Origin of the sequence: Paenarthrobacter sp. NEAU-H11, assembly GCF_050573415.1 — a bacterium.
Classification (GTDB): domain Bacteria; phylum Actinomycetota; class Actinomycetes; order Actinomycetales; family Micrococcaceae; genus Arthrobacter.
Genome location: NZ_JBNZGA010000004.1, coordinates 214184 through 237877, shown reverse-complemented (window position 1 = coordinate 237877; position 23694 = coordinate 214184). Strand labels below are relative to the sequence as shown.

Sequence of the window (23694 nt, the reverse complement as noted above, 5' to 3'; positions counted from 1 at the left end):
CGGCCGGCGTCTTTAAGGTCAGCTGCGAGCGCCGGGATTTCCCGCGAAGGCGGGCGGCCGTCGCATGAACGCCCGGGAGGGCTCAGGGTTCGAAGTGGGCGGCTTCCGCCGGAGCCAGGGCACGGTGGATGCTGGTGAGGTGGCCGGCCATGAGTTCAGGCAGTTCATTAATGCCGAACCACCCGACGGCCAGGGATTCGTCGTCATTCACCCGGGCGGTTCCGGAAACGTAGCGGCAGAGGAACACCACATCCAGGAACTCGCACACGTCTCCGTTCGGGTAGGTAAAGGGACCAACGGCCCCGACGGAGACCACCCGCTCGGGTTCGGCCACCACTGCCGTTTCCTCGAAAATCTCCCGCACCAGGCCGCGGGCCGGCTGCTCCCCGGGCTCCAGCATCCCGCTGACCAGGGCCCATTGTTTGTTGTCCGCCCGCTGTGCGAGCAGGACACGTCCCAGCGCGTCCACCACCACGCCGCGGACCCCGGGAACCCACAGGGGATCATTGCCGATTTTCTTACGGAGCTTCAGGACGTAGTCAGGCGCTGCCATCCCGCCAGCCTACCGAAGTGTCTGCCCCCTTTGCCCGCTGGAAGCTGTCCCCGGGCCCCTTGCTGCCGAGGGTCAGGCCGGAAGCAGCATGGCCGCAGCAGTTCCTGCGAGCATAAACGGCCCGAACGGGATGGAGGATTTCAATGTCCCCCTGCGCGCGGCCAGGAGCACGATGGACCACACGCCGCCCAGCAGGAAGGCCAGGAAGGTACCGGCAAACAGGTGGCCCCAGCCAAGGTAGCCGAGGTACATACCCAGGACTCCTGCGAGTTTCACATCGCCAAATCCCATTCCGGGTGGGTAGGCCGCCCGGAGAATGAAGTAGAAGAGCCACAGGATGACGGCTCCGGCCACTACCCGGAGCACCGGAAGGGCCAGGATGCCTGCGGGAGATCCGGGAGAATCCGGGGCCCCGCCGTCGCCGGTTCCGGGAAAGGCCGACGCCGCGAGGAGGAGCACACCGGCAACGGCGTAGGACGGGAAGACAATCCGGTTTGGCAGGAGGTGGTGGCGGACGTCAATCACTGTGAGCCGCACGGCCATCACCGCGAAGTAGGCGCAGGCAGCCAGCACCAGCCAGAAGGCCAGCGGGGTGTGCTGCCACAGTTCGCCCAGTCGTTGGATCACCCTCGGATGCTACTGGATTTCCGCTCCGTGGCAGTACTGGCCGCGCGTAAACTGTGGATATGGCGACGTGGGAATCCCGGCACCGGCCGGATCCGGACAGTGGTGCTGCCTCGACGGACCTCGCGGCCATGTTCCGGGACCTGTGTCGGTCCTCTCCCTGGAAGTGGCAGTCGCTGCGCTTTGAATACTGGGACGAGCCGTTTGCAGAGGCCCCCAGTCCTGCTGCTCCGCTTGTCCGCGCCTGGCTGCGCCGGCCCGGGGCACTCCGCCTCGAAAGCCCTGAGGGACTGGTCCTCCACAGCACCACGGGAATCAACGATTCAAAGGACGGCCTTTACACCAGCTCCACCCGGAGATCCTGGCTCCTCCCGCCCCATCTGGTGACGCCCGTCTACGACGACCTGGGGCTGGTGCGGCGCCGCCCGGAAGCAGCCTACGGCGAGCCGGGCTTCGGCAACGGACGCTTCTCCGCCGCCCTGGACCCGGTGGAACTCGCAGGCAACGCCCCTGTGCCCCTCGAGTTCCCGGGCAGTAACGCCATGGAACTCCACGACATCCACCGTAGGGAGCATGAGGGCCGGCCCGCGCTCGAGGCCGTCGTCTCCCCCACCGCCGCCTACCATCCCGTGGATCCTGCCGCTCCCCTGTGCCTGCCGGGCCGCAGCCGGATCCGGGTGGACCTGGGAACGGGTGTGTGTGTTTCCAGCCGCTCCCTTGAATCCGACACGGACCAGTACGGGCACTGGCTGCGGATCCTCGCCGTAGATGAGTACATGCTGGACGACCTGTTCCTGGCCGAGTCCATGAACCTTACGGACGTCCGGCGCCACATCAGCTGGGATGTCCCCGCCTGACTGTGACAGGCCGCAATGCGGGCTCATCGGCTAGGCTTCGCGGATGACGACGCTGAACACCGTGTGGCCGCTCTTCGATCTCACGCTGGCAACGCCCCGGCTGGAGCTGCGCCCCATCCAGGACCATGAGATTCCGGCGGCAGTTGCAGCGGCGCAGAGCGGGATTCATGCCCGCGACAGAAACCCGTTCAGCACTCCATGGACCGAGCTTCCGGCCGAAGAGCTTGGACCGAACATGGCCCGCTGGTACTGGCGCTGCCGCGCGGAGTGCACCCCCGAGTCGTGGACCCTCCTGCTGGGCATCTGGCACGGGGGTGAGTTCATCGGCTGCCAGGACGTCGGGGCCAAGGACTTCGCCACCCTCAAGACGGTCAGCACTGGATCGTGGCTCAAGCAGTCAGTGCAGGGCCGCGGATTTGGCAAGGAGATGCGTGCCGCCGTCGCCCTTTACGCGTTTGACTGGCTGGGCGCAGAAGTAGCGGAGTCCGAGGCCGCCAGCTGGAACGAAGCCTCCCTCGGCGTCTCCCGCTCCCTCGGCTACGAGCTCAACGGCATCACCAGAAAGGCCTGGGGCACGCAAGTCGAAACAGTCCAGCACGTCCGCCTCACCCCGGACTCCTTCAAGCGCCCCGACTGGACCGTCAAGGTAGAGGGCCACGAACCGGCAGCGAACTTCCTGAACATCAGCTAGTGCCGGGACTTGGTGCCCGGGTGCGCCTTCCGGCAGCGTGCGTCAGAGGCGACGGAGGAGCCAGCACGCAGGGGAAGGGGCACCCGGGCACCCCCGCTTAGCCTTCGAGCAGTTCGGTGACCAGGGCTGCGATCGGGGACCTTTCGGAGCGGGTCAGGGTGATGTGGCCGAAGAGCGGGTGTCCTTTCAGGGTTTCGACGACGGCGGCGATGCCGTCGTGGCGTCCGACGCGGAGGTTGTCGCGCTGGGCGACGTCGTGGGTCAGCACGACCTTTGAGTTCTGGCCCATGCGGCTCATGACGGTGAGCAGGACGTTCTTCTCGAGGGACTGGGCTTCGTCAACGATCACGAAGGCGTCGTGGAGGGAGCGTCCGCGGATGTGGGTGAGCGGCATGACCTCGAGCATGCCGCGGTCCATGACCTCCTCCACTACTTCCTGGCTGACCAGTGCGCCGAGGGTGTCGAAAACCGCCTGCGCCCAAGGGTTCATTTTTTCGGATTCGGAGCCGGGCAGGTAGCCCAGTTCCTGGCCGCCCACCGCGTAGAGGGGCCGGAACACGATGACCTTGCGGTGCTCGCGGCGTTCCAGCACTGCTTCCAGGCCGGCGCACAAAGCAAGGGCGGACTTGCCGGTGCCTGCCCTGCCGCCGATGGAGACGATGCCGACGGCGGGATCCATCAGCAGGTCGATGGCCAGCCGCTGCTCCGCGGACCGTCCGTGGAGCCCGAACACGTCGCGGTCGCCTTTGACGAGCCGGACCTGCTTGTCTGCCCCCACCCTGCCCAGGGCGGAGCCGCGGTTGGAGAGCAGCACGAGTCCGGTGTTGACCGGCATCTCCGCGGCGGCGGGGATGAAGACGGGCTCGTGGCCGTACAGCGTGGAGATCTCCTGTTCGCCGACTTCCACTTCGGCGATGCCGGTCCAGCCTGAATCCTTCACCAGCTCGTTGCGGTATTCGTCGGCGGTGAGGCCCATGGCGGAGGCCTTGACGCGCATCGGAAGGTCCTTGGACACAACGGTGACGTTGCGGCCCTCGTTGGCGAGGTTCTTCGCCACGGCGAGGATCCGGCTGTCGTTGTCGCCGCTGCGGAATCCCAGCGGAAGGACCTCGGAGGAGATGTGGTTGAGCTCCACCATCAGGGAGCCGCCGTCGTCGCCGATGGGAATGGGCTGGTTGAGTCCGCCGTGTTTGACCCGAAGGTCGTCGAGCAGCCGGAGCGCCTTCCGGGCGAAGTAGCCAAGCTCGGGGTCGTGCCGTTTCGCTTCCAGTTCCGTGATGACTACCACCGGGACGATCACCTCGTGTTCCGCAAAGCGGAGCAGCGCACGGGGGTCGGAGAGCAGGACGGAGGTGTCGATGACGAAGGTGTTAATGGCGGCTTCCCTTCCGGAGACAGCAAAACCGGCCGCGGCATCTTCTGCCGCACCGGTTTGTATGGTGGCTCGCATGGCGCGAGAGGTAGCTTTCTCTCCCTGGTCGGAAAGGACCTCGGGCAGTTGTTCAGAAGTAGCCACATCGACTCCAGCCCCGGGCACCAGCCCGGAATTGTTATTGGTGAGGCGGCTCGGCCACGAGGCCGGGTCCGGCCTCCCATACAACCGGTGCGATGTTTCGCTCCATGTACTGGCCTCCCCGATCAGCCGGCGGTTTTGCCTGCTGATGGATATAACGTAAATCCACGCCAACTAATTTCCGCAACCATTACGCGGCGATTCCTGTTGCGGGACTATGAATTCGTGATTAACCGGATGTGTCAGGAGCCGAAGCGGCGCTGCCGGCCCGCGTAGTCGCGCAGGGCCCGCAGGAAGTCCACCTTGCGGAATGCGGGCCACAGGGCCTCGCAGAAGTAGAACTCGCTGTAGGCGCTCTGCCACATCAGGAAGCCGGAGAGCCGCTGCTCCCCCGATGTGCGGATCACCAGGTCCGGGTCCGGCTGGCCGCGGGTGTACAGGAACCGGGAAATGTCGTCCACGCAGAGGTCGTCGGCCAGTTGGGAGATGTCCGCTCCCCTCGCCACGGCATCGTGGAGGAGTTCCCGCACCGCGTCGACGATCTCCCGCCGGCCGCCGTATCCCACGGCCACGTTGACATGGATCTTCTCCCTGACGGGAGTCCGCGCCGTCAGCTTGTTGAGCCGTTCTGCCAGGTAATCGGGCAGGAGCTCCGGGGCTCCCATCGCATGGACCGAGATGTTGGCGTCCTCGTCCAGGCGGTCCAGGGTGTTGGCGATGATGCCCATCAGCAGGTCCAGTTCCTCACTGGACCTGTTCATATTGTCGGTGGACAGCATGTACAGGGTGACCACTTTGACCCCGAGTTCCTGGCACCAGCCAAGGAACTCGTGGATCTTGTCTGCGCCCGCCTGGTGGCCCTGGCTGGTGGGGGCATTGAACTGCTTCGCCCACCGGCGGTTCCCGTCCACCATCACGCCGATGTGCCGGGGTATCCGGTCACGCGGAAGGTCCTTGAGCAGCCTGCGCTCGTAGAAGCCGTAGAGGAACCCGGGCAACTCCACGCGCTCACTCACCTGACTTCCTTGCTGTACGTACTTGCACATCCTAGGCTACCGTCCGGAGCGGCCAGGACCTGCAGACGTGCTCCGGAAGGCCGTTCCGCACATAGCTACTCATCAGTAACTTACTGCGGCGTAGGTTATTCTGGGAGCATGAACAGCGACACCCCGGACGCCCCGCGGACGCCGCAGCGCAAGGACAGCAGGGCGGAATCAGGCCACGAAACAAACGCTGTGGACGACGCCGCCGTCCGGCTGGCCGAACTCCTGATGATCAAGCCGAAATGGCGGGGCTGGATCCATACCGTTACGGCGCCGCTCGCACTGGCGGCAGGAATCGTGCTGGTGGTTCTTGCCCCCACGGCGGACCGCAAAATTACATCCGCCGTCTACGCGGCAACGGGCGTCCTGCTGTTCGGAGTCAGCGCGGTGTACCACCGGGGCAACTGGTCGCCAAGGGTTAAGATCGTCCTCAAGCGGCTGGACCATACGAACATCATGCTGGTGATTGCCGGCAGCTACACGCCCCTGGCCTGGACCCTGCTGGAGCGCCCCCAGGCGGTCCTCCTACTGTGGGTCATCTGGTCCGGGGCCATCCTCGGGGTGCTGTTCCGGCTTCTGTGGACGGATGCCCCGCGCTGGCTCTACGTACCCATCTACATAGCCCTGGGCTGCGGCGCCCTCGTTTACCTGCCGCAATTCTTCCAGGCCAGCATTCCATCGGCTGTCCTCATCTGCGTGGGCGGCATCCTGTACATCACCGGAGCCGTGTTCTATGCGCTGAAAAAACCGAACATCAGCTACCACCACTTCGGCTTCCACGAGCTGTTCCACGCCCTGACCGTGGTGGCCTTCGCGGCACACTTCACGGCCATAGCCATGGCGGTCCTCAGCTAGCGCGGCCGAACACCGCGGACGAATGGCTCCGCACTCCATGGGAAGCCGGTGCGGATGGTCAGTGCCGCTGGTCTCCCTGCACGGGCCCTGTCCCGCCGTCGGCCGTTCCCTGCACGGTGCCGGGCGCCTGCCCGCCGGACGCATCCTCGGCGGCGTCCGCCGCCTCCACGTCCGCCGCGGCTGCGGCAGCAATGCGGTCCTCTTCCACCTGTGCCCGGTACCGCACGCGCCGGATGCGCCGGACCATGTCCACGATCAGCAGTGCGGTGGCAACCACGAAGAACGCCGTCATGATGAAGCCCAGCAGGCCGGGCGTCACCTGGTCCTCGGAAATCCCCTCACGCAGCGTGGGCGTGGGCAGGGGCGTGGGGGTGGTGGCCAGGCTGAGGAGCAGGTGATGCACGGTTGTATACCTTCTGTGGTGCGGGTGGCAGAAGCCGTGGCGGGACGGCGAGGCGCCGGACCCTATCTTCTACGCGACATAGAAATTGCCGGCTGCTTCTATCTTAGCCCCGCGAACAGATCCCGCTCGGGGAGCTCCGAGGGAACCCTGGAGTGAATCAGGGAGTAGTCCTCCCACGGCCAGGCCCGGCGCTGCATCTCGGGCGAGACGGCGAAAAAGAACCCCAACGGGTCCACCTGGGTCCTGTGGGCCCGGAGCGCGTCGTCGCGTACTTCGAAGAAGTCCCCGCAGTCCACCTGGGTAGTGGTGGGGTGGGTGGCGGGAGGCGGGGTATGGCCCTCCGCGTCCGCTTCGAGCCACGCTGCCAGCCGCTCGGCGTACGGAGACTGGAGGCCTGCCTCCTCCAGGGCAAAATGCAGTGCCCGGAAACGCTCCGGACTGAATGCCCTGTCGTAGTAGAGCTTGCTGGGTTCCCAGGGCTCGCCGGCGTCCGGATAGCGCGAACCGTCACCGGCGGACTCGAAGGCTTCCACTGCCACCCGGTGGGCCATGATGTGGTCCGGATGGGGGTATCCGCCGTTTTCGTCGTAGCTGAGGATGACATGCGGCCTGAAGGACCGGACCAGCCGCACCAGGGGCGCAGCCGCTTGGTGCAGGGGCAGGGTGGCGAAGGATCCGGCGGGAAGCGGCGGAAGCGGGTCGCCCTCGGGCAGGCCCGAGTCCACGAAGCCCAGCCACCGCTGCCTGATGCCCAGGATGGCCGCTGCCCGTTCCATTTCCAGGCGCCTGGCGCCGGCCATGTCCCGCTTGGGGTGCGGCTCCCCCTCAACTGCCGGGTTCTGGATGTCTCCCCGGGACCCGTCGGTGCACGTGGCCACCAGGACGTCCACGCCGGACGCGGCGTATTTGGCCATCGTCGCAGCGCCCTTGCTGGACTCATCGTCCGGATGGGCGTGGACCGCGAGCAGCCGTAGCGGCGCCGGGGAGGTGCTGGACGCTGTCATCGAGGGACGGCTCCTTATTCTTTTCTGCGGCCTGTGGGCGCTTGACGGATCACTTGGGCGGGCGGACGCTGGCCCGGGCTGGGACCAACAAGCTTCCGCCGGAAAGGGCACTAAACTGGTCTGGTGACTTCCCCGGACCAGCCGGCCCAATCCGCGCCCGCAAACACTAGCCTAGCCAATCGCTATGGTGCTAAAAAGCGCAGGCTGCAGCCAGGAGCCAGGCGCGCCATCGGCGGTGCGGCGCTGGCCGCGGGAATCGGGTTCCTCGCCTGGGTTTCCACCTCCCAGTCGCTGTCCGACGTTTCGTTCAAGGACATTGGCTACAGCACCACGGACGCCACGCTTGCGGAAGTTGACTTCCAGGTGACGCGCGAGCCCGGAACCGCCGTCAAGTGCGCCGTTAAGGCACTGGACTCCAAGTTCGCGGTGGTGGGGTGGAAGGTCGTGGACATTCCGCCCGCACAGGCCGACGGAACAGCCGACGGCGGCCGCACAGTTGCGCAGAGGGTGCCCGTACGCACGGAGTCACTGTCCGTCTCCGGGGTGGTGGACAGCTGCTGGGCCGCTGACACATAAGTCCGGTGTTGCCTGGGGCCGGCGCCTGAAAAAGTGGCCGGAGCATGTGACGTGCGCCGCTTCGTTGTTGGGTTAACTCCAAGGGATTGACTACAATGAAGGCATACCTTTACCCCGCTGAGCTGGTTACTGTTCCACAAGTGGCCACCGTGGCGGGGTCTTTTGCATGTAGGACCACAAGAGGAGAAGTCCGTGTCTACCACCAACAGCGCAGCTGCAGCCTGGCTCACCCAGGAAGCTTTTGACCGCCTGAAGGCAGAGCTGGACCACCTTTCCGGCGCTGGCCGGGCAGAGATCGTCCAGAAGATTGAAGCAGCCCGGCAGGAGGGTGACCTCAAGGAGAACGGCGGCTACCACGCAGCCAAGGAGGAGCAGGGCAAGATCGAGGCCCGCATCCGCCAGCTGACCGCGCTGCTCCGTGACGCCCACGTCGGCGCGGCTCCCGCGGACGACGGGATCGTGGAGCCCGGCATGATCGTCGTTGCCAGGATCGCGGGCGACGAAGAGACTTTCCTGCTCGGTTCCCGCGAAATCGCCGGCGATTCCGATCTTGACGTGTTCAGCGAGAAGTCACCCCTGGGGGCAGCCATTCTTGGACACAAGGAAGGCGAAACCCTGAGCTACACGGCTCCCAACGGCAAGGACATCAAGGTGGAGATCCTCTCCGCCAAGCCTTACGCTGCATAGCCGTCCATATCCTGGAGACGCCGGCCGTCCCGAAAGGGGCGGCCGGCGTTTCCAGTTAAGCGTCAGGAACCTAGATCGCCGGACCCATGGCCTGGCTGCGGCGGCGAAGCAGGAGGGCGGCCACCACTCCCCCGGCCGCCCCGCCGAGGTGCGCCTGCCATGAGATGTAGCCTGCCACGATGGGCAGGACGCCCAGCAGTATGCTCCCGTACCCCATGAAGAGGACCACGGCCAGGAGGATCTGCCGCCAGCTGCGGTTGATGAATCCCCGGACCAGGAGAAAGGCAAACAGGCCGAACACCAGGCCTGACGCTCCCACTGTGATGCCGCCGTCGCCAATCAGCCACACGGTGAGGCCGGATCCCAGCCAGCTGAAGGCCAGGGCAGTCAGGAATACCCGGAGCCCCGAGAGGAACACCAGGAAGCCAAAGATGACCAGGGGCAGGCTGTTGGACAGGAGATGGTTCAGGTTGGCGTGCAGGAGCGGGAAAGTGAAGATGTCCAGCAGCCCGTCGGCGGTTCTGGGCCGGAGTCCGAACGTCGCGTTGAGCGAGCGCAGCATCACCATGTTGAACAGTTCGATGACGAAGAGGAACACCACGAAGCTGCCCAGCACGAGCAGCCCGCCCTTGGCCCGGGCGGCGACTGTCCGCCGCTGCCCGAGGCTCCCGTTTCCCGCCAGTCCGGCCATGGGGCGTCCTAGTGCACCACGATGGGCTGGAAGCCCTCGGCACGCAGGGCGCTGAGCACCTGTTCCCCGTGCTCGTGGCCCTTGGTTTCAAGGTTCACCGTGATGGACACGTCCCCCATGCTGATGGCGCCACCCACGCGGGTGTGGTCCAGGCCGGTGACGTTGGCATCGTTTTCGGCGATGATCCTGGCGATGGTGGCCAGCGAACCGGGGCGGTCATCGAGCATCATGCGGACCGTCATGTAGCGCCCAGCCGCGGAGAGGCCCCGCTGGATGACCTTGAGCATGAGCATGGGGTCGATGTTGCCGCCGGACAGGACCGCTACCGTGGTTCCCGGGTTCTCGATCTTGCCGTCCATCAGCGCTGCCACGCCAACTGCACCCGCGGGCTCCACCACCATCTTGGCGCGTTCCAGCAGGAAGATCAGTGCGCGGGCCAGCGAGTCTTCACTGACCGTCACCACGTCATCGACGAGCTCACGGATGATGCTGAAGGGGAGCTGCCCGGGCCGGCCGACGGCGATGCCGTCAGCCATGGTGGAGACCTTCTTCAGTGGCACCAGGGCATCCGCGGCGAGGGAGGGAGGATAGGCGGCGGCGTTTTCGGCCTGGACCCCGATGATGCGGATGTTCCGCCCGAGTTCCTTGGCCCTGGCCTTGACAGCGACGGCGACCCCGGCCAGGAGCCCTCCGCCGCCGACGCCCATGAGGATGGTGTCCACGTTGGGAACCTGCTCGAGGATTTCCAGGCCCAGCGTGCCCTGGCCCGCCACCACGTCCACGTTGTCGAAGGGGTGGACAAAAACGGTTCCCGTCTCGTTGCTGTAGCGCTGGGCCTCGGCGAGCGCCTCGTCAACGTTGTGGCCGTGGAGGATCACCTCGGCGCCGTGGCTGCGGGTGGCCGCCAGCTTAGGCAGCGCCACGCCCAGCGGCATGTAGATGCGGGCTTTGATTCCCAGGCTCTTGGCGGCAACGGCCACGCCTTGGGCATGGTTGCCGGCAGAAGCGGCCACCACTCCGCGCTTCTTTTCCTCGGGGGAAAGCCGCGCCATGCGCACGTACGCGCCGCGGACCTTGAACGATCCGGCCCGCTGGAGGTTTTCGCACTTGAAGAAGACATCCCCGCCCACCATGGTTCCAAGGGCGCGGGATGATTCCACCGGCGTCCGCGCAATAATCCCGTCGAGCAGCTTCTGCGCCTCCAGGACATCGTCCAGCGTGACGGGAAGGGTTTCGAGGATGTTCACGGACTATTCTCCTTTGGGTTCGGCCCCGGCGCCCCGTTCCGCAGCGGGAGGGGCATCAGGTTGTTCTGCTTTCGTGCCGGCGGCGGCGCCCTTGCCGCGGCTGAGTACTGCCGGCGGCTGGACGTCCCGGATGGTGTTGTCCACTCCGGCGCCCGCCGTCAAAGGCTCTCCGGCGAATGCCGGCACTTGTTCATGTTCCCACGTTCTGGCGGCGATGTAGCGAATGGCAGTGTTTGCGACGGCGAGGATGGGCACCGAAAAGAGCGCGCCCGGAATGCCGGCAAGGTAGGATCCCGCTGCCACCGACAGGATCACTGCCACCGGATGCAGGGCCACGGCCTTGCCCATCACGAGCGGCTGGAGGATGTGGCTTTCCAACTGCTGGACGAGCAGGACGATGCCGAGCATGATCAGGGCGTTGATGGGGCCGTTGGCCACCAGTGCCAGCAGGACCGCGATGGCGCCGGTCACGAGGGCGCCGACGATCGGGATGAACGAACCGATGAAAACGAGCACGCTCAGGGGAAGCGCCAGGGGGACGCCGATAATGGCGGCGCCCACTCCGATCCCTACCGCGTCAACGAAGGCCACAAACATCTGGATGCGGGCGTAGCTGACCATTGATGCCCAACCCTTGCGCCCGGCACCGAACGTTGCTGCCCTGGCCTTCCTGGGGAGCAAACGGACCAGGAACGCCCAGATCCGGTCCCCCTCCAGGAGGAAGAAAATCAGGATGAACAGAGCAAGGATGAGACCGGCAGCAAAGTGCCCCGCCGTGCTGCCGAAGGACAGGGCCCCGCTGACAATGCTGCTGGTGTTGTTTTGCAGGGCGGTGGTGGCTTCCCTCAGGTACTGGTCCATCTGGTCTGCCGTGACATGGAGCGGCCCGTCAGCCAGCCAGTCCTGGATCTGCTTGACCCCGGCGAGCGCCTCGGACCAGAGCTCCCCGAAACCGGCGACCAGTTGCCTGCCCACCAGCGCCAGGGATCCTGCGATCAGGCCGATGAAGCCCAGCACGGTGACGGCCACAGCCAGCCCGGACGGCAGCCTGTTTTTCTTGAGCCATCGCACCACCGGGCTCAGGAGCCCGGCGAGCAAGGCAGCCACCATGACCGGAATGATAAGGAAGCTGATCCTGCTCAGCAGCCAGACCAGCGCACCTCCCACCAGGAGGATCAGTCCCAGGCGCCAGGCCCAGGACGCCGCGATCCGCACGCCGTAGGGTATGTCGCGGTCCAGTTCACGGTCCGCAAGGACCCGCAGGGGCTGGTTCAATGCAGGCAGTTGCTGGCTTGGGGAAGGGCTGGGGGAGGTAACGGCATCCTCTGCTGGCGTCATAGCATAATACTTCCCCAGCCGGGGCTTATTCGGAAACCGCTACCCTTCGCTGCCCGGAGTGTAGTCAATCCCCCATTCGATGGTGAAGGACTCACCCGGGTTCAGCCAGCGCAGGCCGTCCCCGGAGTTGAAGGCGTTGGCCGGCCCGGTCATGGGTTCAACGGCCACCGCGCGGCTGCGTCCGGGATACTCGGTGCTGACGAAGACGTGGACGTATTGGCAGGCTTCGTCCTGCCAGAGGCTCACGTTCCTGCCGTCCTTCCCTGCGAGCGTGTGGCGGGCTTTCCCTGCTTCGAAGTGCAGGCCTGTCAGCGCGACATCCACGGCGAGGGCCGCGATGTTCTGCCCGGCCCGGAAATCGGTCTCGCCCTGGACGGCTGCCGTGCTGCGCGGGATGAGGCGCTCGTCAGCCACCACGCGCGTGTCGGCAGCAACGGTCAGCACCAGGTCCTCGACGGGCGTGTCACCCAGCCGCAGGTAAGGGTGGGCGCCCAGGACGAAGGGTGCCGGCTCCTTGGCATCGTTGAGCAGGGTCTGGCGGACCACCAGCCCCAGGTCATCCCCGAGCCGGTACTGCACGCGGTGCCGCGCCAGGAAGGGGTACCCGTGCTGCGGAAAGATGGTGGCCTCCAAGGTAACCGAGTGCTCTGACTCGTCCACTAGGGCATAGGCGGAATTGCGGAGCAGCCCGTGGCTGGCGTTGTTCCTGGCCACCTCGGTGATGTCCAGCTGCTGCTTTTTCCCGTTCAGGAACCACTTGCCGTCCTCCACGCGGTTGGCCCACGGCGCCAACGTAATGCCGGCAGCGCCGGGTGCGATCTGGTCGTCGCCGTAGGTTTCCGTCAGGAGCGTTCCTCCCCTGCTGAAAGACCGCAGGCCGGCGGCAAGTTCGGTGACCACGGCCAGGGCATCGCCGCGGCGGAGCTCATACTGCCTGCCGGTGGCATAGCTCCGCAGGCCAGGCTCGCTGTTGGATTCATGGGGATAACTGGAAGTCATGGGCAACACCGTACCCCGGCCGGACACGTGCCCGCAGCAGGCTCGATGTTAGATTTTGTTGTTAACTATTCTTTTTTGATCGAACGTGTCACACTTTTTTCATGACAGCTATCACGAGCACCACGCTCTCCGACGGCAGGGAGCTCATCTATTTCGATGACGCCGGGACCCCCAAGCCGCGAGCCGCCGAATTCACCACCGACCACCGGGGGCTTCCCCCGAGGGGGGAACCGGGCGAGGTCCGCTACGACGCACTGACGGATGAGTGGGTTGCCGTCGCCGCGCACCGGCAGACCCGAACGCACCTCCCGCCGGCGGACCAGTGCCCGATCTGCCCCACCACCCCCAGCAACCCCTCTGAAATCCCGGCTTCGGACTACGACGTGGTGGTGTTTGAAAACCGTTTCCCCTCACTTGGCCCCGCGCTGGGCCCGATACCGGGCGAGGCATCGTGGGGTACCAAGGGTCCCGCGTACGGACGCTGCGAGGTAGTGGCGTTCACGCCCGCCCACACCGGATCATTCAGCGAACTGGGCGAAGAGCGGTCCCGTACCGTCATCGAGGCCTGGGCGCAGCGAACGCAGGCCCTGAACGAGCTGCCCGGAATCAAGCAGGTCTTCCCCTTCGAAAACCGTGGGGCGGACATTGGAGTAACGCTCCACCACCCCCACGGACAGATCTACGCCTACCCTTACATCACCCCCCGCGCGGGCGTCCTCGGCGCCGCAGCACGAAGGTTCTACGATGCCCAGGGCGGTGGCGACACCCTCACCGGCTCACTGCTGCGTTCCGAGCGGGAGGACGGAAGCAGGATGGTCCTGGAAGGGGAGAACTTCAGCGCGTATGTTCCCTTTGCCGCCCGCTGGCCGCTCGAAATCCACCTGGTGCCCCACCGCCAGGTCCCGGACCTCGCGGCGCTGAGCGGCGAGGAGAAGGACGAACTCGCGTGCGTCTACCTCGATCTGCTCCGGCGGGTGGACGGCCTCTACCCCACGCCAACCCCGTACATTTCGGCCTGGCACCAGGCTCCCCTGGATCCGGTCCTGCGGCCCGCCGGCTACCTCCACCTCCAGCTGACCTCTCCGCGGAGGGCGGCCGATAAGCTGAAGTACCTGGCAGGATCGGAGGCTGCCATGGGCGCCTTCATCAATGACACCACCCCGGAAAGTGTCGCGGAGCGGCTGCGCGCGGTGACCCTTCCGCTTTCCACCACCCCCGCCGCCGCAGCGGCCGCACCTGAAGGAGCGCACGCGTGAACCTCGCACCGGATCCCCTGGCCACGGGCGCGCCTGCCGGGACCCAGGACCTTGCAGCACGGTTTTCGCGGGAGTTCGGCGGCGCTCCGGACGGAATCTGGCAAGCGCCGGGCCGCGTAAACCTGATCGGCGAGCACACGGACTACAACGAGGGTTTCGTCCTGCCCTTCGCCATCGACCGCACCGCCCGGGTGGCCGTCAGGGTCCGTCCCGATTCCTCCGTGCGCCTGCTCTCCACCTACGGCGACCAAGGCATGGTAAGCACCACGCTGGATTCCCTGGAGCCGGGCTCCGCCAAAGGATGGACCAAATACCCGCTCGGCGTGATGTGGGCCCTGCAACAGCGAGGCATCGCTGTCCCGGGCGTTGACCTGCTGCTGGACTCGGATGTCCCCCTCGGAGCCGGACTGTCATCCTCCCACGCGATTGAATGTGCGGTCATCTCGGCACTGAACGATCTGACCGGGGCCGGGCTCGAAGCCCGCGAAATGGTGCTGGCCACACAGCGTGCCGAGAATGAGTTCGTCGGCGCTCCCACAGGGATCATGGACCAGTCCGCCTCGCTCCGCGGTTCGGAAGGCCACGCGGTCTTCCTCGACTGCCGCGACCAGAACGTGCGCCTGGTTCCCTTCGAGACAGGGCCGGCGGACCTGGTGATGCTCGTGATCGACACCAAGGTCTCGCACTCGCATGCCGACGGCGGCTACGCCTCCCGGCGGGCATCCTGCGAACTCGGCGCGGAGGTGCTGGGGGTCAAGGCGCTCCGTGACGTCCAGGTGGGCGATCTGGAGGAAGCCGGCGGCCTCCTGGATGACGTCACGTTCCGGCGCGTCCGCCACGTGGTCACGGAAAACGATCGCGTACTCCAGACTGTGGAGCTCCTGGCAAGCCAAGGGCCAGCGGCCATTGGTCCCCTGCTGGATGCCAGCCACACGTCCATGCGGGACGACTTCGAGATCTCCTGCCCCGAGCTGGACCTGGCAGTGGACGCTTCCCGCGCCGGCGGCGCCATCGGTGCACGGATGACCGGGGGCGGATTCGGCGGGGCGGCCATAGCGCTCACCCCGGTGGCCCTGGAGCAAAAGGTGCGTGACGCCGTCGCCACTGCTTTCGCGGATGCCGGCTTCAAGGCGCCGGACATTTTCGCAGTCTCGCCCGCGGCGGGAGCCCGGCGGATTGCCTAGCGCCGGCCCCCGTACGGTTAACTGCTGAGGGCCCCACCATACGGTGGGGCCCTCAGCTATTGGGAAGGTCCGACGGCGGTTGCCGCCTTGTGCGCTACTCTTCCCCGCGCAGGATGGACAGCAGGCGGATGATCTCCACGTAGAGCCATACCAGCGTGACCGTCAGGCCGAATGCGGCCGTCCAGGAGAAGCGCTGGGGAGCGCCATTGCGGACGCCCTCCTCGATGCTGGTGAAGTCCATGACCAGGGAGAATGCCGCGAGGCCGATGGCCAGGATGCCGATGGCGACGCCGATGATGCCGCTGCGCAGCCCGAAGGGTTCCGATGTCAGGCCGGTCATCATCATGACGAGGTTCACGACGGAGAAGAGGGCGTAGCCAACCAAAGCGATCATGAAGAACTTCATGGCCTTCGGGGTGGCGCGCACCTTGCCGCTCTTGAACAGGAGCAGCGTCACCGTGAACACGGACAGCGTGCCGAGCACAGCCTGAAGCCCCACGCCCGGGTACATGGTGTCCAGGACCCGGGTGAGGCCGCCGAGGAAGAGGCCTTCAAGGCCTGCGTAGGCAAGAATCAGTGCCGGCGACGGCTGCTTCTTGAAAGTGTTGACCAGGGCAAGCACGAAGCCGCCCAGCGCGCCAACGATCATCAGGAGCGAAGCCAGGCCCATGCTGACGAACATTGTCACCGCGGCACCGGCGAGCAGCACTCCGAGGCAGGCGGCGGTCTTGACGATGACGTCGTCGAAGGTCATCCTGCCGGTGTCCGCCGGGCCCGCAGCGGGCTGGCTGTACATCTGCTGCAGCTGCTCAGTGGTCATGTTCTGTGGCTGGCCGTATGCCTGCTGGCCGTAGGGTGCCTGCCCGTACGGCTGCTGGCCATAGGGTGCGTGTCCGTAGGGAGCCTGCGGGACAGGCGGTGCCTGGGTGGCTCCACGGAAGCTTTTTCCGTTGAAGATCGGGTTGCCGCCAAGTGCCATTGCTGGATTCCTCCATAGGGATGTGTTGAAACCTTAAGGTTTACGGTACCAATTCTCACGTAATTGCACCCGTGAAAGTTCCCCGCCCCCGTCAGGACGGCGGAGTTGTTATCCGATCGCTACCATCGGCGCCTGAACCTCGGCATTTCCCGCAACATCCGCGCTGTACCATAAGCCAAGCAGGGTGACGGAACTCACACACGTGCGGTGCCGCGCCAGATTGGCACCATCCCCTCCCTGCATCCGTTCGCAACGGCTGCAAAGGCGCAGCCGAGACCGCCCCCCAAGTGGAGGTTTTTCAATTTGAGAAGTACACCCCAAGGCCGGCCGGCCGGAGGACGCCGTGGGTTGCTGAGGTTAATGGGAGCCGTAAGCGCCTCCATCCTGGCAATCCTTCTCGTGGCAGCACCGGCATCGCAGGCCACTTCCCCGGCTCCGACACCATCCCCGTCGAACCAGACATTCCAAAACAACATCAGTGGATTTCTCCGCGATGACACCCGCGCACCCCTGGCGGATGTGACCATCACGGCCAAGAAGGACGGCTTCACCGGTACGGCCAAATCGTCCGCGAACGGATCCTGGAACATCGGCGTCCCCGATCAGGGCACGTACACGGTGGAACTGGACGAATCGACCCTTCCCGAGGGCATCAAGCTGGCTGATGGCCAGGAGAATCCGCGCCAGGTGACCTTCAGCCAGACCTCAAACCTGTCTGTGATCTTCGCCTTCGGCAAGGGCATCGTGGTGCAGCAGCAGGACTTCGGCCAAAACCTGCTCAACCGCCTCGTGGCCGGCCTGAGCTTCGGCCTTCTCCTTGCCCTCGCCTCAGTTGGCCTGTCCCTGATTTTCGGCACCACCGGGCTCACCAACTTCGCCCACGGCGAGATGGTCACCCTTGGAGCGGTGCTGGTGTTTGCCTTCAACGCCATCGGTCTTCCCTTCTGGCTGGCCCTGATCCTGTCCCTGTTGGGCGGCGGCCTGTTCGGATATGCCCAGGACCGGGGCCTGTGGCGGCCGCTGCGCCGGCGCGGCACCGGCCTGGTGCCCATGATGATCGTCAGCATCGGACTTGCACTTGCCGTCCGGTATGTCATCCAGTTCTACTTCGGCGGTGCCACCCAGCAGCTGCCGTTCGCACAGAGCCCCGAAATCCAGCTGGGCCCGGTTTCCATCTCGCCCAACAACCTCTGGTCCCTCGGGATCAGCGCCGTGGTGATCGCCCTGATCGGCATCGTGCTGCTGAAGACCAGGCTGGGCAAGGCAACCCGTGCGGTAGCCGACAACCCGGCCCTCGCGGCCGCCTCGGGCATCGACGTCGACTCCGTCATCCGGATCGTCTGGATCACCGGCGGCATGCTGGCCTCCCTGGGTGGCATCCTCTGGGCCTACTACCGTCCCGGCGTCACTTTCGACATGGGCTCGGCCATCCTCCTGCTGATCTTCGCCGGCGTCACCCTGGGCGGCCTCGGCACGGTCTTCGGCGCCCTGATCGGTTCCGTCATCGTGGGCATCTTCGTGGAGCTGACCACCGTGTTCGGCCTTGCCGCGGACCTTAAGTACGTGGGTGCCCTGTTCATCATGATCGTTGTCCTATTGTTCCGGCCGCAGGGAATCCTGGGCCGGCGCGAGCGCGTGGGTTAGGAGACAGCCATGGATTTTGGATTCATTCTTGCCAGCGCTGCAAGTGAAATTTTCAGCCCGACGACGGCCGCATACGCCCTGGCCGCGCTCGGGCTCGCCGTGCACTTCGGCTACTCCGGCCTGCTGAACTTCGGCCAGGCCGGCTTCATGGCGGTGGGAGCCTACGGCTTCGCCATCTCCACCCTCACCTTCGGTGTCCCGTTCTTCGTGGGACTGCTGATCGCCATCATTGCCTCCGCAATTTTTGCGCTGCTTCTCGGCATTCCCACCCTGCGGCTCCGGGCAGACTACCTCGCCATCGTGACCATTGCAGCGGCGGAAATCGTCCGGTACATCGTGACCACCAACCAGCTCACCTCGGTGACGGGATCGGCCAACGGGCTGGCGGCCTTCGAAGGCGGGTTCTACGCAATGAACCCGTTCCCTGAGGGCTCCTATTTCGGCATGAACAACCGAGACTTCTTCATCCGCGTGGTGGGCTGGGCACTGGTGGCCCTCTGCTGCACCCTGGTGTGGCTGCTGATGCGCAGCCCCTGGGGACGCGTCCTCAAGGGCATCCGCGAAGACGAGAACGCGGTCCGGTCCCTGGGCAAGAACGTCTATGCCTACAAGATGCAGGCACTCATTATCGGCGGCGTCCTTGGCGCACTCGCCGGCATGATCTTCACCCTCCCCCGCGGAGCGGTGCAGCCGGCCAACTACGGCACTGAGCTGACGTTCTTCCTCTACACCTGCCTCCTGCTGGGAGGCCTGGGCACCGTGCTCGGACCGGTCATCGGCGCGATGATCTTCTGGGTCGTGCTGTCACTGACCCAAGGCATCCTCTACGGCCTGATCGAGTCAGGGGCCATCACGTGGCTGAACACGGTCCAGGCCGGCCAGCTGCGCTACATCCTGGTTGGCGTCGCCCTGATGCTGCTGATGATCTTCAGGCCCCAGGGCGTCTTTGGAAACAAGAAGGAGCTGGCGTTCGCATGAGCATGCACAGCGAAGAACCCACACCGGCCGGTACGGGCGAGTTGGACTACATGACCGACACCCGGCCCATCGCGGCCGGAGAAGTGGGGCCCGGCTGCAAAAAGCGCGACCCCATCGTGGTGGCGGAAAACGTGACCCGCAGCTTCGGCGGCATCAATGCGGTGGACGTCGAGTACCTCGAAATCCCCCGCCACAAGATCACGGCGCTCATCGGCCCCAACGGCGCAGGCAAGACCACCCTCTTCAACCTGCTCACCGGCTTTGACACACCCAATACCGGTAAGTGGCAGTTCGAAGGCAAGAGCCTCGCCGGAGTGTCTCCCTACAAGGTGGCGCGGATGGGCATGGTGCGCACCTTCCAGCTCACCAAGGTCATGGGCAAGCTGACCGTGATGGAAAACATGCGCCTCGGTGCGGCAAACCAGCCCGGCGAGCGGCTGTCCAAGGCGCTGTTCAAAGGCATGTGGGGCGGCCGGGAGAAACAAATCACCGGCGAAGCCGACGTGCTGCTGGAGAAGTTCAAGCTCGACGCCAAGAAGGACGACTACGCGGCGTCGCTGTCCGGCGGCCAGCGCAAGCTCCTGGAGATGGCCAGGTCCCTCATGGTGCGGCCCAAGCTGGTGATGCTTGACGAACCCATGGCAGGCGTCAACCCGGCCCTGACACAGTCGCTGCTGGACCACATCAAGAACCTCAAAGCCGAAGGCATGACAGTCCTGTTCGTGGAACACGACATGCATATGGTCCGCCACATCGCAGACTGGGTTGTGGTCATGGCCGAGGGAAAGGTGGTCGCGGAAGGCCCGCCCGGCGAAGTGATGAAGAACCCTGCCGTCATCGACGCCTACCTGGGTGCACACCACGACGTCGACCTCGGTGACTCCGAAGGCCTCAAGGAGCTTGCAGCCGAACTTGTTGCGGACGAGGAATCGATCGTCGGAACGGAAAATGCGGGCATCATCTCGCTCGACGTTGTGGCCAAGGAGGCGGACGAGGACCGCCCGGGCGGGGCCCGGGGCCGCCACGGCAGCACAGACACAGGCAACACAGGGAAGGACAGCCAATGAGCAGCACCAGCGCGGCACCGGCCGCACACCCGGTCATTGACGGGGATTCGGTGGTCAAGGTCACCGACCTTGTGGCGGGATACCTGCCGGGAGTCAATATCCTCAACGGCTGCAGCATCGAGGCCCGCAAAGGCGAACTGATCGGCATCATCGGCCCCAACGGCGCCGGCAAGTCCACCCTCCTGAAGGCGATGTTCGGCCTGGTGAAGGTCCATTCGGGCACGGTGGTGGTCCGCGGCCAGGACATCACCGGGCTGAAGGCTAACAAGCTGGTGTCCCGCGGGGTGGGCTTCGTCCCGCAAACCAACAATGTGTTCGCCACGCTGACCATCGAGGAAAACCTGCAGATGGGCATGTTCCAGCGGCCCAAGGATTTCGCCGAACGGTTCGACTTCGTGGCCGGCCTGTTCCCGGAACTGGGCAAGCGGCGCGCGCAGCGGGCCGGCTCGCTCTCCGGCGGCGAACGCCAGATGGTGGCCATGGGCCGTGCCCTGATGATGGACCCGGCCGTGCTGCTGCTTGATGAGCCCTCCGCGGGCCTCTCCCCCGTCAAACAGGACGAGACCTTCCTGCGCGTCCATGAGATCAACCGCGCAGGGGTCTCGGTGATCATGGTGGAACAGAACGCCCGGCGCTGCCTGCAGATCTGCGACCGCGCCTACGTCCTGGACCAGGGCCGGGACGCCTACACCGGCACCGGCCGCGAGCTGATGAAGGACCCCAAAGTCATCCAGCTCTACCTCGGGACGCTGGCCGACACCGTCGAATAGCACCACCGCGCAAAGGAGCCCCCGTCCTCTTGGACGGGGGCTCCTTTGTGTATCAGGCGGGGCTGTTAGAGCTTGCCGAACTCTTCCTTGACTGCCTTGTACTTGTTGTCATCCTGGTACTCGTAGATGCCGATGTAGGCTTCCGTCGGGTCACCGGCGTCAGAGAACGTCACCGGGCCGGACTGGCCGTCATAGTCCGCATCCTTGCCCGCACGGATCAGCGTGACGCAGGAGGCGTAGGACGTGCACTTCTCGCCGCCTTGAGAGACTTCCTTGAGCTTGGCTGCAATATCCACGCCCTTGGTGCTCTTCGCCGACTCGGCTGCCAGCGCGATCAGGTTGACGGCATCGTAGGATTCACCGGCGTAGCTGTAGTCCTTCAGGGCGGGGTCGATGGCCAGCAACTTCTTCTTGAAGTTCTCCTGGGCGAAGGTGCCCGGGATGGTGCCCCGCGCGCCCTTCAGGGTGCCCGCCTGGAAGTCCTTGCTGTAGTCGGAGGTGTTGCCGTCCACCAGGAACATCTGGGTGGGCTTGACGCCCTTGCCCGTCATCAGCGGGACGATGCTCTTGGCCTGGTCAAAGGTGATCAGGGCGATGGCGTCCGGCTTGGCGGCAATGACCTTGTCCACCTGGCTGCTGAACTGGGTATCGCCCTCATTGAAGAGCTCCTCCGCCACAACCTGGCCGCCGGCCGATTCAAAGGCCGACTTGATGTTCTTGGCCAGCCCGGTTCCGTACGCGTCATTGAGGACGATCATGCCCACGGTCTGGGCGCCGCAGGTGGCCATGTAGTTGCCGAGCACCTTGCCCTGGAGAACGTCGGAAGGCGCTGTACGCCAGTACAGGCCCTTGTCATCCCACGTGGTGAAGTCCGGGGAGGTGTTGGCCGGTGAGAACTGGATGACACCGGCGCCGGTGATCTGGTTGATGACCGTCTTGGATACACCGGAGGACGCTGCACCGATGATGGCACTGACCCCCTGGCCCAGCAACGCGGACGTGGACTGCGTGGCGATGTCGGTCTTGGTGTCACCGGAGTCGCGGTGGATTACTTCGACCGGCTTGCCCAGGACGCCGCCCGCCTTGTTGACTTCCTCGATGCCAAGGTTGACGCCGGCGATTTCGGGCGGGCCGAGGAAGGCCAGCGAGCCGGTGGTGGGAAGGAGCGAGCCAATCCGCAGCGGGGTTTCAGTAGTGGCGGTTGACGGCGGCACCGAGGGGGTGTCGGCAGCCTGGCTGGCGGCCGCGCCTCCGCCGCCCTCAGCTGCCGGACACGCGATTCCTGCCGCAGATCCGGTGGCGGAAGATTCGGTTGCCGTGGGTGTGGACGAACCGCCGCATGCCGTTGCCATGAAGGCAACGCCGATGCCAAGCGCTGTCAGCTTGGCAACACGGGTTCCCGCCTGGGGGAATAAAGTCATTTACGAGCTCCTCGATCTAAAGGTGCGAACGGCCTTTGACACGAAAAAACCAGGTGTTCCTGATTTAGTTTCAAGCTAATGCATATACACGGGGAAGATAAGTGACTGAGGTCACATCCTTATAACAGTAGTTGCATATGTGGAATTAAACGCCGGAAGCCGCCCGCTGCGTGCGGACGGCTTCCGTTTCTTGGGCCTTTGGCCTGCTTTTGTACCCCAGGTGGGACTCGAACCCACAACACGCGGATTTTAAGTCCGCTGCCTCTGCCAATTGGGCTACTGGGGCGCCCGGTCAATGGTATCCCGTCAGACGAGCCTGAACGGTTCGGCGTACCGGAAGGTGCCGTGGACTCCACCCGGCCAGAGCGCGAGCGGCAGCAGCTGGAAGTGGTCTCCCCACGATTCCTCGGGCGGCAGGACCCCCAGCGACGTGGCGGGGACAAAACCAAACCGGGAGTAATACGCGGGGCTGCCAAGGAGGGCGATGCCGCTCTCCCCGGCAGCGTTCGCCCGGCTGATTGTCTCCTTCATGAGCGCCGAACCGATACCGTGCCGCTGGAGCCGCGGCGTGACCCCGAGGGGACCCAGGCCCAGCAGCGGGTGGTCGCCCACCCAGCCCCGGGTGCTGATGACGTGGCCCACCACTTTGCCGTCCTGGACCGCCACCACACTGAACTCCGGCAGGTACTCCTCCGACCCGAAAAGCCCGCGCAGTACCCGCACCTCCGCCGGCTCACCCTCCACGGGCAACTCCGTGACCGGCGAGACGGCGAAGGCATCAGCCGTGAGGGCCAGGATCGCTTCCCGGTCCTCCGGCGTTTCGTCGCGCAGCACCAGCTCCGACGGCGGCGCCTGCCGGCTCCGCGCGGAAAGATCGGCAAGGACCTCCAGGGCCCGGGGCGCATCCGCCACCGGCACCAGCAGGTGGTCATGGTGGAAGCCGGCCAGCACGTTGCAGCTGATCGTTGCCTCGGTGAGCGCTTTGCTGACGGCGGCGGTGAGGCCTACAGCCTCCAGGGCGGAATGCACCTGCAGGGTGATCCACGCACCCACGAAGTCGTAGGGCAGGCCTTCCCTGTCCGCCACCGCCCGGGGCAGCACCACCGTCAGGCCTTCCGCCTCGCGGACTGCCGCCTCGATGCCCTCCACCAGCGCCCTCCCGTAGGGCCACAGCACGTAGACGTATTCGCCGTCGCGCTGTACCGGATGCATCCCGGCCAACAGTGCCTCGAGGTTTTTTTCGCCAGTCATGGTGCCAGTCTAGAAGCCGGGCAACGCCGTCGGCGGGAAGTGCGGCCGGCCCGGACACATCCT

At 65.4% G+C, this 23694-nt stretch carries 24 protein-coding genes and 1 tRNA gene; 11 read left to right on the top strand and 14 right to left on the bottom strand.

All coding sequences use genetic code 11. The features are described 5' to 3' along the window. Window positions 1–82: 82 nt before the first annotated feature. On the bottom strand, window positions 83–553 hold the full coding sequence (locus ACQ3DC_RS07545) for an NUDIX hydrolase (protein ID WP_430751940.1): 471 nt from the start codon (window positions 551–553) through the stop codon (window positions 83–85). Window positions 554–625: 72 nt separating this feature from the next. Beyond that, on the bottom strand, window positions 626–1180 hold the full coding sequence (locus ACQ3DC_RS07540) for a prepilin peptidase (RefSeq protein ID WP_430751939.1): 555 nt from the start codon (window positions 1178–1180) through the stop codon (window positions 626–628). Window positions 1181–1239: 59 nt separating this feature from the next. Here ACQ3DC_RS07540 and ACQ3DC_RS07535 point away from each other — a divergent pair, with 59 nt between their 5' ends. Together ACQ3DC_RS07535 and ACQ3DC_RS07530 are read left to right on the top strand one after the other, a co-directional pair. Next, entirely contained in the window at window positions 1240–2034 is a 795-nt protein-coding gene (locus tag ACQ3DC_RS07535) for a hypothetical protein (RefSeq protein WP_157238727.1), read from the top strand. Between the two features lie 43 nt (window positions 2035–2077). Then, window positions 2078–2725 carry a GNAT family N-acetyltransferase gene (locus ACQ3DC_RS07530; protein ID WP_430751938.1) on the top strand — a complete coding sequence of 216 codons (648 nt, stop codon included), beginning with the start codon at window positions 2078–2080 and terminating at the stop codon, window positions 2723–2725. Between the two features lie 97 nt (window positions 2726–2822). Here the strand turns inward: ACQ3DC_RS07530 and ACQ3DC_RS07525 are convergent, their stop codons facing one another. Beyond that, on the bottom strand, window positions 2823–4241 hold the full coding sequence (locus ACQ3DC_RS07525; RefSeq protein ID WP_321215728.1) for a PhoH family protein: 1419 nt from the start codon (window positions 4239–4241) through the stop codon (window positions 2823–2825). Between the two features lie 239 nt (window positions 4242–4480). Next, window positions 4481–5242, bottom strand: coding sequence for an isoprenyl transferase (locus tag ACQ3DC_RS07520; protein ID WP_321216230.1), 762 nt, complete (start codon window positions 5240–5242; stop codon window positions 4481–4483). Between the two features lie 150 nt (window positions 5243–5392). Here ACQ3DC_RS07520 and trhA point away from each other — a divergent pair, with 150 nt between their 5' ends. Further along, window positions 5393–6136 carry a PAQR family membrane homeostasis protein TrhA gene (gene trhA, locus ACQ3DC_RS07515; RefSeq protein WP_421091959.1) on the top strand — a complete coding sequence of 248 codons (744 nt, stop codon included), beginning with the start codon at window positions 5393–5395 and terminating at the stop codon, window positions 6134–6136. Window positions 6137–6194: 58 nt separating this feature from the next. Here the strand turns inward: trhA and ACQ3DC_RS07510 are convergent, their stop codons facing one another. Both ACQ3DC_RS07510 and mca read right to left on the bottom strand, forming a co-directional pair. Beyond that, a complete protein-coding gene (locus ACQ3DC_RS07510; RefSeq protein WP_421091960.1) occupies window positions 6195–6539 on the bottom strand; it encodes a hypothetical protein in 345 nt (114 codons plus the stop codon). A 98-nt stretch (window positions 6540–6637) separates the two neighbouring features. Continuing rightward, the gene (gene mca, locus ACQ3DC_RS07505) at window positions 6638–7543 is read right to left on the bottom strand and encodes a mycothiol conjugate amidase Mca (RefSeq protein ID WP_421091961.1); all 906 of its coding nucleotides are present in this window, start codon (window positions 7541–7543) and stop codon (window positions 6638–6640) included. A 123-nt stretch (window positions 7544–7666) separates the two neighbouring features. On the opposite strand from mca, the gene ACQ3DC_RS07500 reads away from it, so the two are divergent. Both ACQ3DC_RS07500 and greA read left to right on the top strand, forming a co-directional pair. Beyond that, entirely contained in the window at window positions 7667–8119 is a 453-nt protein-coding gene (locus tag ACQ3DC_RS07500; RefSeq protein ID WP_321215726.1) for a DUF4307 domain-containing protein, read from the top strand. Between the two features lie 192 nt (window positions 8120–8311). After that, entirely contained in the window at window positions 8312–8806 is a 495-nt protein-coding gene (gene greA, locus ACQ3DC_RS07495) for a transcription elongation factor GreA (RefSeq protein WP_321215725.1), read from the top strand. Window positions 8807–8876: 70 nt separating this feature from the next. Here the strand turns inward: greA and ACQ3DC_RS07490 are convergent, their stop codons facing one another. From ACQ3DC_RS07490 to ACQ3DC_RS07475, 4 genes are read right to left on the bottom strand one after another with little or no spacing between them, the layout of a single operon-like run. Then, complete coding sequence (locus ACQ3DC_RS07490; protein ID WP_157238733.1) at window positions 8877–9497, bottom strand: rhomboid family intramembrane serine protease; 621 nt, start codon at window positions 9495–9497, stop codon at window positions 8877–8879. 8 nt (window positions 9498–9505) lie between these two features. After that, entirely contained in the window at window positions 9506–10744 is a 1239-nt protein-coding gene (ilvA, locus tag ACQ3DC_RS07485) for a threonine ammonia-lyase (RefSeq protein ID WP_323056228.1), read from the bottom strand. 3 nt (window positions 10745–10747) lie between these two features. After that, entirely contained in the window at window positions 10748–12082 is a 1335-nt protein-coding gene (locus ACQ3DC_RS07480; RefSeq protein WP_197432395.1) for an AI-2E family transporter, read from the bottom strand. A 39-nt stretch (window positions 12083–12121) separates the two neighbouring features. Further along, window positions 12122–13081: an aldose 1-epimerase family protein gene (locus ACQ3DC_RS07475; protein WP_430751937.1), complete on the bottom strand. Its 960-nt coding sequence runs from the start codon at window positions 13079–13081 to the stop codon at window positions 12122–12124. 101 nt (window positions 13082–13182) lie between these two features. Here ACQ3DC_RS07475 and galT point away from each other — a divergent pair, with 101 nt between their 5' ends. Together galT and galK are read left to right on the top strand one after the other, a co-directional pair. Further along, on the top strand, window positions 13183–14337 hold the full coding sequence (galT, locus tag ACQ3DC_RS07470) for a galactose-1-phosphate uridylyltransferase (protein WP_430751936.1): 1155 nt from the start codon (window positions 13183–13185) through the stop codon (window positions 14335–14337). Further along, the gene (gene galK, locus ACQ3DC_RS07465; protein ID WP_430751935.1) at window positions 14334–15521 is read left to right on the top strand and encodes a galactokinase; all 1188 of its coding nucleotides are present in this window, start codon (window positions 14334–14336) and stop codon (window positions 15519–15521) included. The genes galT and galK overlap by 4 nt, the downstream gene beginning before the upstream one ends. A 94-nt stretch (window positions 15522–15615) precedes the next feature. Here the strand turns inward: galK and ACQ3DC_RS07460 are convergent, their stop codons facing one another. Next, window positions 15616–16500: a Bax inhibitor-1/YccA family protein gene (locus ACQ3DC_RS07460; protein ID WP_157238736.1), complete on the bottom strand. Its 885-nt coding sequence runs from the start codon at window positions 16498–16500 to the stop codon at window positions 15616–15618. Window positions 16501–16860: 360 nt separating this feature from the next. Here ACQ3DC_RS07460 and ACQ3DC_RS07455 point away from each other — a divergent pair, with 360 nt between their 5' ends. Genes ACQ3DC_RS07455 through ACQ3DC_RS07440 form a run of 4 tightly spaced genes read left to right on the top strand, consistent with a single transcriptional unit; the run spans window position 16861 to window position 20959 of the window. Continuing rightward, entirely contained in the window at window positions 16861–18144 is a 1284-nt protein-coding gene (locus ACQ3DC_RS07455) for a branched-chain amino acid ABC transporter permease (protein WP_321215719.1), read from the top strand. Between the two features lie 9 nt (window positions 18145–18153). Further along, entirely contained in the window at window positions 18154–19122 is a 969-nt protein-coding gene (locus tag ACQ3DC_RS07450) for a branched-chain amino acid ABC transporter permease (RefSeq protein WP_157238738.1), read from the top strand. Beyond that, window positions 19119–20189 carry an ABC transporter ATP-binding protein gene (locus ACQ3DC_RS07445; protein WP_157238739.1) on the top strand — a complete coding sequence of 357 codons (1071 nt, stop codon included), beginning with the start codon at window positions 19119–19121 and terminating at the stop codon, window positions 20187–20189. The genes ACQ3DC_RS07450 and ACQ3DC_RS07445 overlap by 4 nt, the downstream gene beginning before the upstream one ends. Then, a complete protein-coding gene (locus tag ACQ3DC_RS07440; RefSeq protein ID WP_157238740.1) occupies window positions 20186–20959 on the top strand; it encodes an ABC transporter ATP-binding protein in 774 nt (257 codons plus the stop codon). The genes ACQ3DC_RS07445 and ACQ3DC_RS07440 overlap by 4 nt, the downstream gene beginning before the upstream one ends. A gap of 65 nt (window positions 20960–21024) precedes the next feature. Here the strand turns inward: ACQ3DC_RS07440 and ACQ3DC_RS07435 are convergent, their stop codons facing one another. From ACQ3DC_RS07435 to ACQ3DC_RS07425, 3 genes are all read right to left on the bottom strand, one after another. Then, window positions 21025–22380 (bottom strand): ABC transporter substrate-binding protein, encoded by a 1356-nt coding sequence (locus ACQ3DC_RS07435; RefSeq protein ID WP_157238741.1) that lies wholly within the window; start codon window positions 22378–22380, stop codon window positions 21025–21027. Window positions 22381–22592: 212 nt separating this feature from the next. Beyond that, window positions 22593–22666, bottom strand: a tRNA-Leu gene (locus ACQ3DC_RS07430). Window positions 22667–22686: 20 nt separating this feature from the next. After that, window positions 22687–23631, bottom strand: a complete 945-nt coding sequence (locus ACQ3DC_RS07425) for an N-acetyltransferase (protein WP_157238742.1) — start codon at window positions 23629–23631, stop codon at window positions 22687–22689. Window positions 23632–23694 lie beyond the last annotated feature (63 nt).

What these genes read in the sequence shown, in the direction of transcription:
- ACQ3DC_RS07545 (WP_430751940.1), bottom strand. Translation starts at nt 553, where the DNA reads ATGGCAGCGCCTGACTACGTCCTGAAGCTCCGTAAGAAAATCGGCAAT.
- ACQ3DC_RS07535 (WP_157238727.1), top strand. Translation starts at nt 1,240, where the DNA reads ATGGCGACGTGGGAATCCCGGCACCGGCCGGATCCGGACAGTGGTGCT.
- ACQ3DC_RS07530 (WP_430751938.1), top strand. Translation starts at nt 2,078, where the DNA reads ATGACGACGCTGAACACCGTGTGGCCGCTCTTCGATCTCACGCTGGCA.
- trhA (WP_421091959.1), top strand. Translation starts at nt 5,393, where the DNA reads ATGAACAGCGACACCCCGGACGCCCCGCGGACGCCGCAGCGCAAGGAC.
- mca (WP_421091961.1), bottom strand. Translation starts at nt 7,543, where the DNA reads ATGACAGCGTCCAGCACCTCCCCGGCGCCGCTACGGCTGCTCGCGGTC.
- ACQ3DC_RS07490 (WP_157238733.1), bottom strand. Translation starts at nt 9,497, where the DNA reads ATGGCCGGACTGGCGGGAAACGGGAGCCTCGGGCAGCGGCGGACAGTC.
- ACQ3DC_RS07480 (WP_197432395.1), bottom strand. Translation starts at nt 12,082, where the DNA reads ATGACGCCAGCAGAGGATGCCGTTACCTCCCCCAGCCCTTCCCCAAGC.
- ACQ3DC_RS07475 (WP_430751937.1), bottom strand. Translation starts at nt 13,081, where the DNA reads ATGACTTCCAGTTATCCCCATGAATCCAACAGCGAGCCTGGCCTGCGG.
- galT (WP_430751936.1), top strand. Translation starts at nt 13,183, where the DNA reads ATGACAGCTATCACGAGCACCACGCTCTCCGACGGCAGGGAGCTCATC.
- ACQ3DC_RS07460 (WP_157238736.1), bottom strand. Translation starts at nt 16,500, where the DNA reads ATGGCACTTGGCGGCAACCCGATCTTCAACGGAAAAAGCTTCCGTGGA.
- ACQ3DC_RS07455 (WP_321215719.1), top strand. Translation starts at nt 16,861, where the DNA reads ATGGGAGCCGTAAGCGCCTCCATCCTGGCAATCCTTCTCGTGGCAGCA.
- ACQ3DC_RS07450 (WP_157238738.1), top strand. Translation starts at nt 18,154, where the DNA reads ATGGATTTTGGATTCATTCTTGCCAGCGCTGCAAGTGAAATTTTCAGC.
- ACQ3DC_RS07445 (WP_157238739.1), top strand. Translation starts at nt 19,119, where the DNA reads ATGAGCATGCACAGCGAAGAACCCACACCGGCCGGTACGGGCGAGTTG.
- ACQ3DC_RS07440 (WP_157238740.1), top strand. Translation starts at nt 20,186, where the DNA reads ATGAGCAGCACCAGCGCGGCACCGGCCGCACACCCGGTCATTGACGGG.
- ACQ3DC_RS07435 (WP_157238741.1), bottom strand. Translation starts at nt 22,380, where the DNA reads ATGACTTTATTCCCCCAGGCGGGAACCCGTGTTGCCAAGCTGACAGCG.
- ACQ3DC_RS07425 (WP_157238742.1), bottom strand. Translation starts at nt 23,631, where the DNA reads ATGACTGGCGAAAAAAACCTCGAGGCACTGTTGGCCGGGATGCATCCG.